Raw genomic sequence first — 15,218 nt, forward strand, 5'->3', positions numbered from 1 at the left:
GCGCCGCTCCAATCTTAAGAAATGTAAACGGCGCTCTAAGATTTCCCCGGCGCAAGAACCATAAGTCTTACGGAGATAATAAGTTAGACATCAACTTTACGGCCCTTTTACGGCTATTGCTGTGTATTGACTTGGAGCGCGCTGCAAGGAGTACGGTGGACTTATGCGGGATGCTGGATACACGATTCGAACCATGGCACAGCGTTGCGGGATGACCGCGCACACGCTGCGCTACTACGAGCGCGTCGGCCTCATTCAACCGGTGGGCCGCGCACAGAATGGCCATCGCCGCTACTCCGATGAGGACGAGGCGTGGCTCAACTTCCTCCATTGCATGCGCGCGACAAACATGCCGATTCGCGAGATGCAGCGTTATGCTGCCCTGCGCGAGCGCGGCGAGGGCAGCTCTCTCGAGCGTCGCAAGATTCTCGAAGAGCATCGTAGCGTGATCACCGAGCAGATTGCCGCGCTGGAAAAAGCGCAGAAGCTGCTCACCCACAAGATCGATAACTACCGCGCCATTGAAGAACGCATTGGCGTGCGCAGACCCGCCGAGTACTCAACGGATCAGCTCCCCGATCTCGCTCCGGCGATGTAAGCACCCGGCTTATCAGCCGCTACGAACGCCCGCTGCATTTGACCGCATCGAAATTGCCGCAGCCCTCCAGGTCAAATGCAGCCATCGGCGCGTACCCGCGGGCCGCTCCCGCCAGGCAGAGTAGCCGGAAACCCGCTAGCGATCGCAACGCTCGCTGCTCCACTTCAATGCCCTGCCCTGATTTTTGACAATATGATTGGCCGTTCCAAACCGCTATTGAAAAGCGTTACCATAGGGCACGGCGCATCATTGTCGAACTGAAACGACGCAATCTGCGCTCCGATTCGCTTCCCTCGTTCCTGCCCGATCCACCAGGCCGGAGCGACGAGTCGGCTCGATCTACAAACTGCACTCGCCTGTCCCGAGGAGGTCGCTGTGGCAGATTCACCCAACTTGCGCTTCAAGCATCTGCGTGCCCGCTTTACGCCCACATCACAGGAAGCCGCGCCGAACGCGGACGAACGCCAGTCTATCGACCTGGAGCCGCTCGCGCCGGAAGACCCCAAGGGCCGCTTCAGCCGGCGCTCATTCCTATCCGGTCTCAGCGCGACGGGTATCCTGGCCGGCGCCGCGCCGCTCGTACAGGCAGCGCCCGCTCACGAGCCCGTTGTGGAAGAAGAAGCTGCGCCCGCCGGGATTGTCACGGCCAACGTCATGCTCCGCATCAATGGCAAGGACTATCCGCTGCGTAATCTCGACACGCGCGCCACACTCCTTGACACGCTGCGCGAGCGTATCCATCTCACCGGCACTAAGAAGGGCTGCGATCACGGCCAGTGCGGCGCATGCACAGTGCACGTCAACGGCCGCCGCGTGAATAGCTGCCTTTCGTTCGCAGTGATGCATGAAGGCGACGAGATCACCACCATTGAGGGTATCGGGCAGCCCAGCAACCTGCACCCCATGCAGGCCGCCTTTGTGGAGCACGATGGCTATCAGTGCGGCTACTGCACCAGCGGGCAGATTATGAGCGCTGTCGCGTTGCTGAAGGAGCCCATCGGCCCCACCGACGAAGACATCAAGCACGCCATGGCCGGCAACATCTGCCGCTGCGGCGCGTACTCCAACATTGTCGCGGCCGTGCGGCAAGTACGCCAAGCCTGATCATCAGGTATAAGGAGCAGCCATGCAGACCTTTCAGTACACAAAGGCCGCAAACGTCGATAAGGCTCTGGCCGCAGCGAACGGAGCGAAATTCATCGCAGGCGGCACCACGCTCGTCGACTTGATGAAGCTGCACGTTGAGCAGCCCTCGGGCCTCGTCGACATCAACCTGCTGCCGCTCGACAAGATCGAGAAGCTGCCCGACGGCGGGCTGCGCATCGGCGCCATGGTGCGGAATTCCGACTTGGCCTGGAACGATGACGTGAAGAACAACTACGCCGTTCTGTCGCAGGCCCTCCTCTCCGGCGCATCCCCGCAGCTGCGCAACATGGCCACTACCGGCGGCAATCTGCTTCAGCGTGTACGCTGCGCCTACTTCCGCGAGCCCAGCGCAGGCACACCCGGCGGCTACGGCTGCAACAAACGCACACCGGGCACAGGCTGCGCCGCGATGGAAGGCTTTAATCGCACGCACGCCGTGCTCGGCACCAGCGACGCCTGCATCGCCACGCATCCATCGGATATGTGCGTGGCCATGGCGGCACTCGAAGCAGTCATCCACGTGGAAGGCCCAAAAGGTAAGCGCACCATACCGATCTCCGACTTTCATAAGCTTCCAGGCAATACGCCGCACATCGAGAACGCGCTTGAGCCCGGTGAGTTGATCACGCATGTTGACCTGCCGAAGCCGATCGCGGGCGCAAAATCCGTCTACCTGAAGCTGCGCGACCGCGCGAGCTACGAGTTTGCGCTGGCCTCCTGCGCAGCGGTCGTAAAAGTCGAAGGCGGTCACATTCGTTACGCGCGCGTAGCTATGGGCGGAGTGGGAACGAAGCCCTGGCGATCGCATGAAGCGGAAACCGCGCTGGTGGGCAAGGCGGCGAATGCAGAGACGTTTCGTCATGCCGCGGAAGCCGCGCTCGCGGGAGCAAAGCCGCATAAGGACAATGCATTCAAAGTCGAGTTGGCCAAGCGTTGCGTGGTTCGCACGCTCAAGATGGCAACCGCAACCGCGTAGGAAGTAGAGGAGATCACAATGGCAACGGCACGCATTCCCCAAGGCGCAGACATCATTGGCGCCGCTGTGCCGCGCATTGACGGCCCGCTCAAGACCACCGGCGTCGCGCGCTACTCGCTCGATCACCACTTCCCGAACCTGGTTCACGGTGTGCCAGTGCAGGCTACGATCGGCCGTGGCCGCATCCGCTCGCTTGACGCCTCCGCCGCCGAAAAGATGCCAGGCGTGCTGCTCGTCATGCATCACGGCAAGATCGGCAACGTCTATCGCACGTTTCCGCGGCAGCAGGACGGCAGTATGGCCGAGACGCGGCCGCCCTTTGAAGACGACAAGATTTACTACTGGGGCCAGTACGTCGCTGCTGTCATCGCCGAAACGCTGGAGCAGGCCAAGGCTGCCGCCGCGGCGATCAAGATTGAATATGACGCCGAATCGCCCGACGTCCGCCACGATCTCAGCGCCGGTTATGAGGGCCCGCACGACAGCAGTTGGAAGCGCGGGGATCCCGACAAAGCGCTCTCCGAAGCTCCCGTCACGATCGACCAGACCTACGTCACGCCTGTCGAGACGCACAATCCGATGGAGATGCACGGCACCGTCGCTGTGTGGGATGGCGAGAACATTACGCTCTATGATTCGTCGCAGGGCGTGGTCAGCCATCGCACCATCATGTCGGAAGTCCTGGGCATTCCGCGGGAAAACGTCCGCACCGTCTCGCGATTCATCGGCTCCGGTTTTGGTGGCAAGCTCTCGCCCTGGCCGCAGTGCACGCTGGCAGCGGCAGCAGCACGGCAGCTCAATCGACCCGTCAAGATCAGCGTCGACCGCCGCATGATGTTTTCGAACGTGGGCCATCGTCCACGCACCCAGCAGCGGATCCGCCTCGGCGCGACCAAAGACGGCAAGCTCACCGCAATACGCCACGACTTCTATACGCAAACTTCGCAGCTCGATGACTTCGTCGAGCACTGCGGCGAGCAGACTCCGTTCCTCTATAGCTGTCCAAACCTTGAAGTGACCACGGCGCTGACGCATCGCAACGTTGGCACGCCGTGTCCCATGCGCGGGCCTGGTGCCGTGCCTGGTCTCTACGCGCTGGAGTCTGGCATCAACGAACTTGCGTGGAAGCTCAATATGGATCCCGTCGAGCTACGCCTCAAGAATGATGCCGATCACGACGAGGGGACCAACAAGCCCTTCTCTTCGCGCCACTGGAAGGAATGCCTGACCACGGGCGCGGAAAAGATCGGCTGGAGCAAGCGCACGCCCGGCATTGGTTCCATGCGCCGCGATGGCAAGATCATCGGCCTCGGCCTCGGCAGCGCCTCGTGGAGCGCGGCACGCATTCCTGCTACCGCTTCGGTCGAGCTCTGCCCCAACGGCCGCGTCTGCGTCCGCAGCGCCACGCAGGACATTGGCACCGGCACATACACGTTGTTCGCGCAGGTAGCTCACGCGAAGACAGGCGTGCCGCTCGACCGCATCGACGTCTTCCTCGGCGACACGAACCTTCCTGACGGCCCCACATCCGGCGGATCGATGGTCACCAGCGCGATTCTGCCGGCTGCAACCACGGCCGTGAACCAGGCAGTCGATCGCCTTCTCCATGTTGCCGCGCTCACTCCCGGCTCGCCCTTCCACGGATCGAAGCCTGATCACCTCACGATTGCGCAAGGTCGCGTTGTTCCCAAACCGCAGGAGCCAGGGCAGCCCAAAGTCGTTGGCGCTTCGTACAGTGCAAGCGCCGACCTGACCGCAAACGGTGTTCCGTTCGAAGAAGTTCTGCGCATGGCGAATCTCAGCAGCATCTCCGCCACCGGACGGACGTTCCCCTCTTTCGAGGACCCGAAGGCGAAGCAGTACTCGATGCACTCGTTCGGCGCGCACTTCGCTGAAGTCGAGTGGGACCCCGAGATCGTGCGCCTGCGGGTGAGCCGAATCGTCTCGGTCTTTGACTGCGGCAAGATCATCAACATGGGCCCAGCAAAGAACCAGATCCTAGGTGCTGCGATCATGGGCCTTGGCATGTCGTTGCTTGAAGAAACTGTCTATGACCCGCGCACGGGCCAGCCCATCAACGGCAGCTTCGCCGACTACCTCGTCGCCACCTGCGCCGATTTGCCCGACCTCGACGTCACCTATCTCGATTATCCCGACACCATCGTCAACGAGTACGGCGCGCGCGGCGTGGGCGAAATCGGCATGGCGGGCGTCGCTCCCGCGATCACTGAGGCCGTTTATCACGCCACCGGAGTCCGCGTGCGCGAGCTCCCCATCCGCATTGAAGACCTTCTGCAGTCGAAGATCACAGCAGTTTAAGGAATGAACGCATGAGCACGACACCCGCATCCATGGCAGCGATCATCGGCAAAGCCACTCCACGCATCGACGGCCCGCTCAAGACCACCGGCGCCGCAGAGTACTCCGCCGACTTCCACTTCGATCGCATGGTGCACGCCGTGCCCGTCTCCGCCACCATCGGCAACGGCCGCATCACAAAGTTGGATACCTCCGCGGCCGAATCCATGCCTGGCGTTCTGCTGGTTCTCCATCACGGCAACATTGGCCCGCTCTACCGCACCGTTCCCGGCGACGACAACGCCACCAACAGCGAAGTCCGCTCTGCCTTTGAAGATGAGACTATCCGCTATTTCGGCCAGTATGTGGCCGTAGTCGTCGCTGAAACCCTCGAGCAGGCCACCGCGGCAGCATCAGCAGTCAAAGCGGAGTACGCCGCAGAAACCCCCAATGTCAGCACCAAACTCGGCGACTACGACGGCAAGCGCAAATCCACGTCGAAGCGTGGAGATCCCGATGGAGCCTTCGCCTCCGCACCCGTCAAACTCGACGCGGTCTACAACACACCCGTCGAGACGCACAATCCGATAGAACTTCACGCTTCGGTCGCTGTATGGGATGGCGATAACGTCACTATGTACGAGACCTCGCAGGGCGTGGTTAATCATCGCGTGGTGATGGCGCAGACCCTGGGGCTTCCCGTCGAGAACGTTCGCGTGATCACGCGCTATCTCGGCTCGGGATTCGGCGGCAAGCTCTTCCCCTGGCCGCACGCGGCAATGACGGCAGTCGCAGCGCGCAAGCTAGGTCGGCCCGTGAAGCTTTCTGTCACGCGCCGCATGATGTTCTCCTGCGTTGGCTACCGTCCCCACACTGAGCAGCACGTGAAGATTGGCGCGACCAAAGAGGGCAAGCTCCTCGCGCTGCGCCATGACTACTTCAACAACACATCGATGCTTGACGACTTCGACGAAGGTTGCGGCGAAGCGACGCCGATCCTTTACAGCGTTGCCAATCTCGAAGTGACCTCTGCGCAGCCGCGCCGCAATATGGGCGCGCCCATGTGGATGCGCGGCCCCGGCGCAGTACCCGGCCTCTACGCGCTCGAATCCGCAATGAACGAGCTCGCCGATCAGCTCAATATGGACCCGCTGCAGCTTCGCATCCTCAACGACACGGAGAAGGACGAGAGCAACAAGGACATCCCCTTTTCTTCTCGTCATCTGCGCGAGTGCTATGAAGTCGGCGCGAAGAAATTTGGCTGGGAGCGCCGCACGACCGGCATTGGCTCCATGCGCCGAGACGGAAAGATTCTCGGCTGGGGCATGGGCGGCGCAAGCTGGGTGGCCATCCAGCTTCCCTGCACCGCCGTCGTGGAGTTCTGCGCCAACGGACGCCTCTGCGTGCGCTGCGGAACGCAGGACATCGGCACCGGCACCTATACCGTCTTCGCGCAGGTGCTGCACGAGAAGACCGGCGTGCCGCTCGAAAAGATCGACGTGATCCTGGGCGACAGTGGGCTGCCCGGCGGGCCAATGTCCGGCGGCTCCATGGTCACCGGCTCTGTGCTCGACGCGATTGCGAACGGCGCGAACGGCGCCATCAAGCGTCTGCAGCAAATCGCTGCATCCACTGACGGCTCGCCGTTGAAAGGCGCTTCGCTCGAGACGATTGCTTTGACGGGCGGCCGGTTGCATACCAAGAGCCAGGCATACACCGATGGCGCGCACTTTGCTGATATCCTCAGCGCCGCAAAGCTCGCTCGCGTCAGTGCCGAAGGCAAGACCACCCCTAGCTGGGAAAACCCCAAGTCAAAGGGCTACTCGCTGCACTCATTCGGCGCGCAGTTTGTGGAAGTGGAGTACGACCCCGAGATTGCGCGCGTGCGCGTGAGCCGGGTCGTCTCCGTGATCGACGGCGGCCGCATCATCAATCCGAAAGCGGCAACCAACCAGATCGCCGGCGCAGTCGTGATGGGCGTGGGCATGGGCCTGCTCGAGGAGACGGTGTACGACCATCGTACGGGCCAGCCGATTAATGGCAGTCTCGCCGACTACCTCGTGGCCACCTGCGCCGATGCACCCGACATCGACGTCACGTTCCTGGATCACCCGGATCCCATCATGGGCGAGTACGGCGCGCGCGGTATCGCGGAGATCGGCCTTGCCGGCGTGGCACCGGCCATCACCGCGGCGGTTTATCACGCCACGGGGGTCCGCGTGCGCGATCTGCCCGTGCGCATTGAAGATCTGCTGCAGTCGAAGGTTGTTTAGGGCTTATGCTCTTCGCGCGCGGTGGCCGTGATCACATTCGGGCCAGGCCCGCGCATGTTTTCCTGTAGACGGAATCGCGACACATGACTGATCTCGAACACATTCTGCCGCTCTGGCAAGAACTTGAACGCGCCGGGGCAGAGTACGTGCTTGCCACGGTCGTCGAAGTCCAGGGCTCCAGCTACCGCCGGCCCGGTGCGCGCATGTTGCTCGCGGCAGACGGCCGTCGTGCCGGCACCGTAAGCGGCGGATGCCTGGAAGCCGAAGTTGCAAAGAAGGCGTGGTGGCTCACGGAGCGCGGCCCTGTCATCGAGCGCTACTCCACCCTGGAAGACGACGGCGATCTGCCCTACGGCTCCGGCTGCGGCGGCGTGATCTTCATTCTCCTGGAACGCAGCGCAACGGCACGCCCCCTCCTTGAAGCTCTGCACGCCGCATGGTCTGCGCGCGAACCGCTCGCCATCGCCACGGTGCTCGAAGGCCCGCACATCGGCCCACGCGTCTTCGCTGGGAGCGCGCCCGCATTGTCTCAGCTCACATCCTGGCAAGCCAACCTCGAAGAGCTCGCCTGCGCAGCATTCGAGGAACGCAAGCCTCGAGAAGAGCGCATTGCAATCGACGGCACAGAAACCCGTATCTGGGTCGATTACCGCACCGCCCGTCCGGGTCTCTGGATCTTTGGCGCGGGCGACGATGCTAAGCCCCTGCACAATCTCGCCCGAGAGCTCGGCTGGTTTGTTGCCATCGCCGACGGCCGCACACATCTTGCCACCGCGCAGCGATTTCCCGCTGCCGACATCATCGTCCCGCTGCACATCGAAAACCTGCACCGAACTGCGCCGGCGGAACTCGATCTGCATCCCGGAGACGCTGCTGTCCTGGCTACGCACAGCTATGAGCAGGACACCCACATCCTGGCCTTCCTGCTCAGCCGCGCACTAGAGCGGCGCCCGAACTATATCGGAATACTCGGCCCGCAGCGCCGCACCCGCGAAGCCCTCGTCGACGCCGCACGCCTTCTCGGCCTCACGCCAACGACGGCTCTTGTCGACGAGTGGCTTGAGCAGATCAACGGTCCCACCGGCCTCGACCTGGGTGCGGACACCCCGGCGAGCATCGCCCTGTCCATCCTGGCGGAGATTCAGAAGTCCCTCACCGCAGCGTCGGCTCTGCCTCTCAAACAGGTCCGCGCCATGAGGCCAGTGGAATCGCAGCGCTGAACCCGGCAGCTCGGCGCTTCTGTTCCCTGATCCCTGTTCCCTGCTTTACGCCACTGGCGCCGTCAGATGCATCTCCACCACTTCGAGGAACTTTGCGAGCCACGCCGGATGCGCCGTCCACGCTGGTCCCGTCACAAGGTTTCCATCGACATGTGCCTCGCTGAACTCCAGCTTCACAAACGTTCCGCCGGCTAGCGTCACCTCCGGCGCACATGCCGGATACGCATTCAGCTTGCGCCCCTGTAACACCCCGGCAGCCGCAAGCAACTGCGGTCCATGGCACAACGCCGCTATCGGCTTGTCCTCGTGGGCAAAATGCCGCACGATATCGAGCACCTTCTCGTTCAGCCGAAGGTACTCCGGGGCACGCCCGCCCGGCACCACGAGACCGTCGTAATCATTCACGTCGATTTCATCGAATGTGGCATTCAGCGTGAAGTTGTGTCCGCGCTTCTCCGAATAGGTCTGATCTCCCTCGAAGTCATGGATCGCAGTCCGTACCTGATCACCCTTCTTCTTACCGGGGCAGACGGCATCAACGGAATGCCCTACCATTTGCAGAGCCTGAAACGGCACCATGATCTCGTAGTCCTCAACAAAATCGCCCGCCAGCAACAGCAGCTTCGCAGCTTTCATCTGTTCCTCCATGTCGATAAGCTCAAGAAAGCGAGTTACACCGCGCTCAAAGCGGCGCGGCAGACAACAACTACGGGATGCCATTCTCGCGCCATCGATTCAAGGATGCAAGGGTTCGACTGCACACTACCCACTAGAATCGAAACATGCCGTCTTCCCTCACTGCGCTCGATGACTTCAACGTCCGCATGAGTGCCTGCGAGCGCTGCAGCCGTTTGCGCGAACACTGCACCAACGTAGCCGCGGTGCGCCGCCGCGCCTACGCCACTTGGGAGTACTGGGCCCGCCCCGTTCCATCGTTCGGCGATCCGAATGCCCGCGTGCTTATTCTCGGCCTGGCCCCGGGCGCGCACGGATCCAATCGCACTGGCCGCCCCTTCACCGGCGACGGATCTGGCGACTTTCTTTACCCGGTGCTGCACGAAGCCGGCTTCGCTTCGCAGCCAAAAGCGACGTCACGCGAAGACGGGATGCGCCTCAATGACCTCTGGATCTGCTCCGTCGTCCGCTGCGCGCCGCCCGGCAACAAGCCCACGCCGGAAGAGCTGCGCAACTGCGCCCCGTGGCTCGATGAAGAGATGACGCTGCTGAAGAACCTTCGCGTGGTCGTTTGCCTCGGGCGCATCGCATTCGATGGCCTTCTCGCCTGGGCCAAACGCGCCGACGTCCTCTCGTCGCGCGGCGGCTACGACTTCGCGCACGGCGCCGAGTTCGAACTGCCCAACGGCCTGCGCGTCATCACCAGCTATCATCCTTCCTTGCAGAACACCAACACCGGCAAGCTGACGAAACCGATGTTCCTGTCAGTATTCAAGCGCGCCAGAGTTCTCGCCGAATCCGCAGCAAAGACGAAATCATCCGCAAAGAGAGCACGATCGAAATGAGACTGATCCAGGTTGCCGACGCCGTCCGTTATCCACGCATGACCACTGAAGAGCTGCGCGCCGCGTTCCTCGTCGACGGCCTCTTCAACCCCGGCCAGATCGATCTTGCCTACATCGACCTCGACCGCACCGTCGTTGGTTCGGCGGTGCCTCTCGCGTCGCCGCTCACGCTCGAAACCGATCCCGACCTGCGCGCGAACTACTTCACGGAGCGACGAGAAATCGGAATCCTGAACATTGGCGGGCGCGGCGCTATTCACGTGAACGGACAGGCTCACGTGCTCGCGCAGCGCGAAGCGCTCTACATTGGCCGCGGCAATGAACACATCAGCTTTTCCAGCAACGACGCTGCCAATCCGGCCGAGTTTTACCTCCTCAGCTATCCCGCGCACGCCGTCTATCCAGTTGCGAAGGTCGACGCCGCCTCTGCTGGCTCAACAGTTCTCGGCTCACCGGAGACCGCGAACCACCGCACCATTCGGCGCCTTATCCATCTTGAAGGCGCGCGCAGCTGTCAGCTGGTAATGGGCTTCACGGAGCTGAGCCCTGGCTCTGTGTGGAACACCATGCCGCCGCACACGCACATGCGCCGGTCCGAGGTCTACCTCTACTTCGACCTGCCCGCAAACGAGCGCGTTGTACACTTGATGGGCCCCGCGCACGAAACGCGCCACCTCGTCGTAGCCAACAAGCAGTTGATCATCTCGCCCGGATGGTCGATCCACGCCGGAGTGGGCACGGCGAGCTACACGTTCTGCTGGGGCATGGGCGGCGAAAACCAGGTCTACAGCGACATGGATCCACTCGCCATCGCAGACCTGCTCTGATTTCGACCTGCTTTGATTTCGAACCGAGGCTAACCATGTCACTCAAAAAGCTCATCCCCGCAGCCGCAATCCTGTTCACCTTAGGAGTCTCAGCGCAGACCATGAAGCTCGATCATTGGACCCCGGCCCAGCTCCTCGAGCGGGCACAGCATCTTCGCCAGCAAGCTGCGCAGGGCGATGGCTCCGCCAGCGAAACCCTTGAGAAGTATCCGCACCACTACACCATGCTTGCCTTCCGCAGCCACAGCGGCGGTGGCGAGCTGCACGAGAACTACGCTGACCTCTTCTACATCCTCGACGGCAACGCCACCGTTGTCACTGGCGGCCCGCTCGTTGACCGGCATAACTCCGGTCCTGGCGAGGTACGCGGCTCGTCGGTAAGTAGTGGCTCGCGCCAGGAGGTCAAGGGGGGCGACGTCGTGCACATCCCCGCCGGCATGACGCACCAGATGATCGTGCCAGAAGGCAGCACCGTGACCTACTTCGTCGTCAAGGTTCAGGAGAAGGAATAGCCGGGGGGCCCGCAGCGAAGAGATGGAACGGGAGACTGGGATCAACCGGCACATTCATCTCGGGAAGCGGAGCAGGTGAGTATTCGGAGCGCATACCCCACCTTCTCGCAAAACCTCGGTCCTGTAGAAACTGGGATCTGCAGGGCAGAGGAAATTTGGAGTAAATCCGGGCCAAAACTTGATCCTCACGAACAGATGCCACAACCGCCACAAAATCGGTTTGCCTCGGCCGCTTCCGGCACAATCGACTGGCGTCTCTAGACAGCATCAATTGCGGGATGAGAGACTTTTGCTCTCCGGAGAGACGAATGCCTGTTCGTTCCCCGCTCTCCCTCTGGAATTAGAACAATTCACCTTTCATGGTCCAGGGAGCACGCAGTCGGTGCCTGCATTTCTCAGTTTGCGATCGCAAGAGATTCAATCGACACTCCAAATACCAGGGGTGCGGCTCGGAAGCCTGGCCCTCGTCGCGATCCTATTAGCGGGCTGCCATAGTTCCTCAAATCAGACAGCCGGCCGCTCACTCGATTTCAACCAGGACGTTCAACCCATCCTGGCCGCTCGCTGCTTCGCCTGTCATGGGCCTGATCCGGAGATGCGCAAGGCAGGCCTGCGACTGGATTTGGCTGAGTATGCGATGAAGAAGCGGCAGGGACGGCCCGATGCGATCGTCCCGGGCCATCCTGAGAAGAGCGAGCTGATCAAGCGCATCGAGTCGCACGATCCGCATTACCTGATGCCACAGACGCAGCAAGGTGATGCCAAGCCGATGAGCGCGGGCGAGATCGCTACCCTGAAGGAGTGGATCCGCGAAGGCGCCGTCTATCGTCCGCATTGGTCGTTCGAGGTTCCCACACGGCCAGGACTGCCCAAGGCGGAATCGCACGCGGACTGGCCCCGCAATCCGATCGACAACTTCCTTCTTGCAAGGATGGAAAAGGCGGGTCTGGAGCGGTCGCCGGAGGCCGACAGAGCAACGCTGATCCGGCGTGTGACACTCGACCTTACGGGGCTGCTGCCTACGCCGGACGAGGTGCAAGCCTTCGCCAATGACAAATCGGCCGATGCTTACGAGCGTCTGGTGGACAGGCTGCTGGCGAAGCCGACGTTCGGGGAACAACGCGCGCGCTACTGGCTGGACTATGCGCGCTACGCGGATACGTATGGGCTGCACTACGACAATAGCCGGCACATCTGGCCCTATCGCGATTACGTGATCCGCTCGTTCAACGGCAACAAGCCGTTCGATCAGTTCGCCACCGAGCAGATTGCGGGCGATCTGCTGCCGGCTAAGGACCTCGATCCGCTGATTGCCAGTGGCTACGTGCGCGTGGGCGAAAGCAGCAACGAAGGTGGAACGATTCCTGAAGAGCTGCGCTTCAATATCGCGCGAGATCGTACCGAGGCGTATGGCGCCGCATTCATGGGCCTTACTGTCGGATGCGCAGTCTGCCACGATCACAAATTCGATCCGACTACGCAGAAGGATTTTTATTCACTCAGCGCGTTCTTCAACAACATTGATGAGAAGCCATTCAATAATGACCGCCCGGTATGGACGCCGGTGGTGCGGATTCCCAAACCGGAGAATCGCGAGGCATACGATCGCGTGTATGCACGTCGATCGGAGCTGCTTGCGCAACTTCGTTCAATGCGGCTGAACGAGCGGAACCTCGTCCGGGAGTGGCTGGCATCGCACAAGGACGCGCCGCAGGCAGTCTCGACTGACAAGCTGCTCATCCGGCTGCGCTTGGATGAAGGCAATGGAGATGTGCTGCACAACAGCGCTCCCAACGCGAACCCCGGAACTTTCAAGGCAACGATGGTGGCTCCGCAGTGGGGCGAGACGACGTGGCTATGGCCAGGTTTCCGCATGCAATCTAACACGCGAGTGGTGCTCGACCACTCAGGGGATTTCGAGGGGAACCAGGCATTCTCCGCGGGTGGCTGGTTCATGTTCCGCTCCGCACCGTATTTCGCAGTCGACGACAAGCCGGGCGCGATGGTGTCGAAGATGGATGCGGCACAGCATAACCGCGGGTGGGATCTGACTGTGCGCAACGGCATCATCACCGTCGAGCTGATCAACTCGTCGCCGAAGGACGCGAAGGACAAGAAGCACCCCGACGAAAAGGAAGCGTTTCATTATCCTTCGCCGCAGAATCTGACCAAGCAGGAGCTCGCGACGTACAAGCCTCCAAAGAAAGAAGAGCACAAGAAAAAAGAGGAAAAGAAGAAGGAAGAGCCAAAGGCCAAAAAGAAGGAACCACCACCGGACACGACGCCTTTGGTCGCTATCCGCGTGGCCACCGTAAAGGCGCTGCCGACCGACGGTGAATGGCGGCATATCTTCTTCACGTACGATGGATCGGGGCATGCGGCAGGCGTAAGGGTTTTCGTCGATGGCAAAGCAGCGGCGACAGAAGTGGAGACCGACACGCTGAATGGTCAATCCATTCGCACCACCGCGCCGATGCAGCTAGGCTGGCGCTCCCCGGATGCGAATCCCGCGAAGGAGCTGCGCTACCAGGACATTCGCCTTTACGGCCGGGCTCTCGAGCAGAACGAAGTGAGGCGACTTCCCTTTGAAGACTATGTTGCCGAGATTGCCGCGCGGCCCGTGTCGCAGTGGACCGAGGATCAGTGGCACGTCGCGAGCGAGTTCTATTTGAACAACATTGATCCGTCATTCCGCGCAAGCTTCACGGAGATGCACGCGCTGGATGCGCAGCTAGATCAGCTCTCTGCGGGCGGCGATGTCACGCAGGTGGCGTGGGAAAAGCCTACTCTGGCCTATGCTGCTGTGCTCGAGCGAGGCAACTACGCCGCGCGCACGGAACGCGTGGAGGCGAACACGCCGCATTATCTTCCGTCGCTGCCTGCCGATCTTCCGCACAACAGGCTTGCACTCGCGCGATGGACTGTGAACAAGGACAATCCGCTCACCGCACGCGTCACGGTGAACCGCATGTGGTATGAACTTTTCGGCACGGGCATCGTGGAGACGACCGAAGACTTCGGCATCATGGGTCAGCCGCCAACGAATCCCGAGCTTCTGGACTGGCTGGCCGTGGAGTTTCGCGAAAGCGGCTGGAACGTGAAACACATGTACAAGCTGATGGTGATGTCGGCAGCGTATCGGCAAAGCGCGAAGTCAACGCCCGCGCAGCTTGCAAAGGATCCTCGCAACCTGTTGCTCTCGCATGGCCCGCGGTTCCGCATGGACGCCGAGATGCTTCGTGATGTCGCACTCCAGTCCGGCGATCTGCTGGTGGATCGCATTGGCGGCCCGAGCGTGAAGCCTTATCAGCCGGCGAATGTCTGGGAGCAGGTAAGCTATCCCACGAGCGACACACTGGTTTACGTGCAGGACCACGGGGCAGCTCTCTACCGCCGCAGCATGTACACGTATTGGAAGCGCATGGCCTCACCACCGAGCATGGACGCGTTCGACGCACCAGTCCGCGATACGGTCTGCACGCGAAGGCAACGGACCGATACGCCTCTGCAAGCGCTGGTGACGATGAACGACGTGCAGTGGGTGGAAGCCGCGCGTGGGCTGGCGGAGCGTGTGATTCGCGAAGCCGGCCCAGGAACTGAGGCCCGCATCGACCGCATGAGCGAGATACTGCTCGCGCATGATCCACAGCCACAGGCTCTGGCCGTGCTGAAGACGTCGCTGGGCGAGATGGAGAAGCACTACGGGGCTGATCCCAAGGCTGCACACGCCCTTGTACACGAGGGCGAGAGCAAGCCTGCTGCGAACATTCCGGAACCAGAACTCGCCGCCTGGACCATGATCGCAAACGAAATGCTCAACCTGGACGAAATGTTGAACAAGTAGCCGA

General features: G+C 61.6%; 11 protein-coding genes. 10 read left to right on the forward strand and 1 reads right to left on the reverse strand.

What is annotated here, in order from left to right:
- The first annotated feature begins 163 nt into the window (after positions 1–163).
- The 6 genes from MOP44_RS24365 (at position 164) to MOP44_RS24390 (ending at position 8,511) form a co-directional block, all read left to right on the forward strand.
- A complete protein-coding gene (locus MOP44_RS24365; RefSeq protein WP_260793028.1) occupies positions 164–598 on the forward strand; it encodes a MerR family transcriptional regulator in 435 nt (144 codons plus the stop codon).
- A gap of 375 nt (positions 599–973) precedes the next feature.
- A complete protein-coding gene (locus MOP44_RS24370) occupies positions 974–1,702 on the forward strand; it encodes a (2Fe-2S)-binding protein (protein ID WP_390905455.1) in 729 nt (242 codons plus the stop codon).
- A 22-nt stretch (positions 1,703–1,724) separates the two neighbouring features.
- Complete coding sequence (locus MOP44_RS24375) at positions 1,725–2,720, forward strand: FAD binding domain-containing protein (protein ID WP_260793030.1); 996 nt, start codon at positions 1,725–1,727, stop codon at positions 2,718–2,720.
- 18 nt (positions 2,721–2,738) lie between these two features.
- The gene (locus MOP44_RS24380; RefSeq protein ID WP_260793032.1) at positions 2,739–5,039 is read left to right on the forward strand and encodes a xanthine dehydrogenase family protein molybdopterin-binding subunit; all 2,301 of its coding nucleotides are present in this window, start codon (positions 2,739–2,741) and stop codon (positions 5,037–5,039) included.
- 11 nt (positions 5,040–5,050) lie between these two features.
- The gene (locus MOP44_RS24385) at positions 5,051–7,291 is read left to right on the forward strand and encodes a xanthine dehydrogenase family protein molybdopterin-binding subunit (RefSeq protein WP_260793033.1); all 2,241 of its coding nucleotides are present in this window, start codon (positions 5,051–5,053) and stop codon (positions 7,289–7,291) included.
- A gap of 83 nt (positions 7,292–7,374) precedes the next feature.
- Positions 7,375–8,511 (forward strand): XdhC family protein, encoded by a 1,137-nt coding sequence (locus MOP44_RS24390; RefSeq protein WP_260793035.1) that lies wholly within the window; start codon positions 7,375–7,377, stop codon positions 8,509–8,511.
- A 45-nt stretch (positions 8,512–8,556) separates the two neighbouring features.
- Here the strand turns inward: MOP44_RS24390 and MOP44_RS24395 are convergent, their stop codons facing one another.
- On the reverse strand, positions 8,557–9,147 hold the full coding sequence (locus MOP44_RS24395; RefSeq protein ID WP_260793037.1) for a DJ-1/PfpI family protein: 591 nt from the start codon (positions 9,145–9,147) through the stop codon (positions 8,557–8,559).
- Between the two features lie 146 nt (positions 9,148–9,293).
- Here MOP44_RS24395 and MOP44_RS24400 point away from each other — a divergent pair, with 146 nt between their 5' ends.
- From MOP44_RS24400 to MOP44_RS24415, 4 genes are all read left to right on the forward strand, one after another.
- On the forward strand, positions 9,294–10,031 hold the full coding sequence (locus tag MOP44_RS24400; RefSeq protein ID WP_260793038.1) for a uracil-DNA glycosylase: 738 nt from the start codon (positions 9,294–9,296) through the stop codon (positions 10,029–10,031).
- Positions 10,028–10,858: a 5-dehydro-4-deoxy-D-glucuronate isomerase gene (kduI, locus tag MOP44_RS24405; protein ID WP_260793040.1), complete on the forward strand. Its 831-nt coding sequence runs from the start codon at positions 10,028–10,030 to the stop codon at positions 10,856–10,858. Before MOP44_RS24400 ends, kduI begins: the two co-directional genes overlap by 4 nt.
- 35 nt (positions 10,859–10,893) lie before the next feature.
- Entirely contained in the window at positions 10,894–11,370 is a 477-nt protein-coding gene (locus MOP44_RS24410; protein ID WP_260793041.1) for a cupin domain-containing protein, read from the forward strand.
- 442 nt (positions 11,371–11,812) lie between these two features.
- Positions 11,813–15,214: a DUF1553 domain-containing protein gene (locus tag MOP44_RS24415; protein ID WP_260793042.1), complete on the forward strand. Its 3,402-nt coding sequence runs from the start codon at positions 11,813–11,815 to the stop codon at positions 15,212–15,214.
- Positions 15,215–15,218: the final 4 nt, after the last annotated feature.

Source organism: Occallatibacter riparius, assembly GCF_025264625.1.
Taxonomy (GTDB): domain Bacteria; phylum Acidobacteriota; class Terriglobia; order Terriglobales; family Acidobacteriaceae; genus Telmatobacter; species Telmatobacter riparius.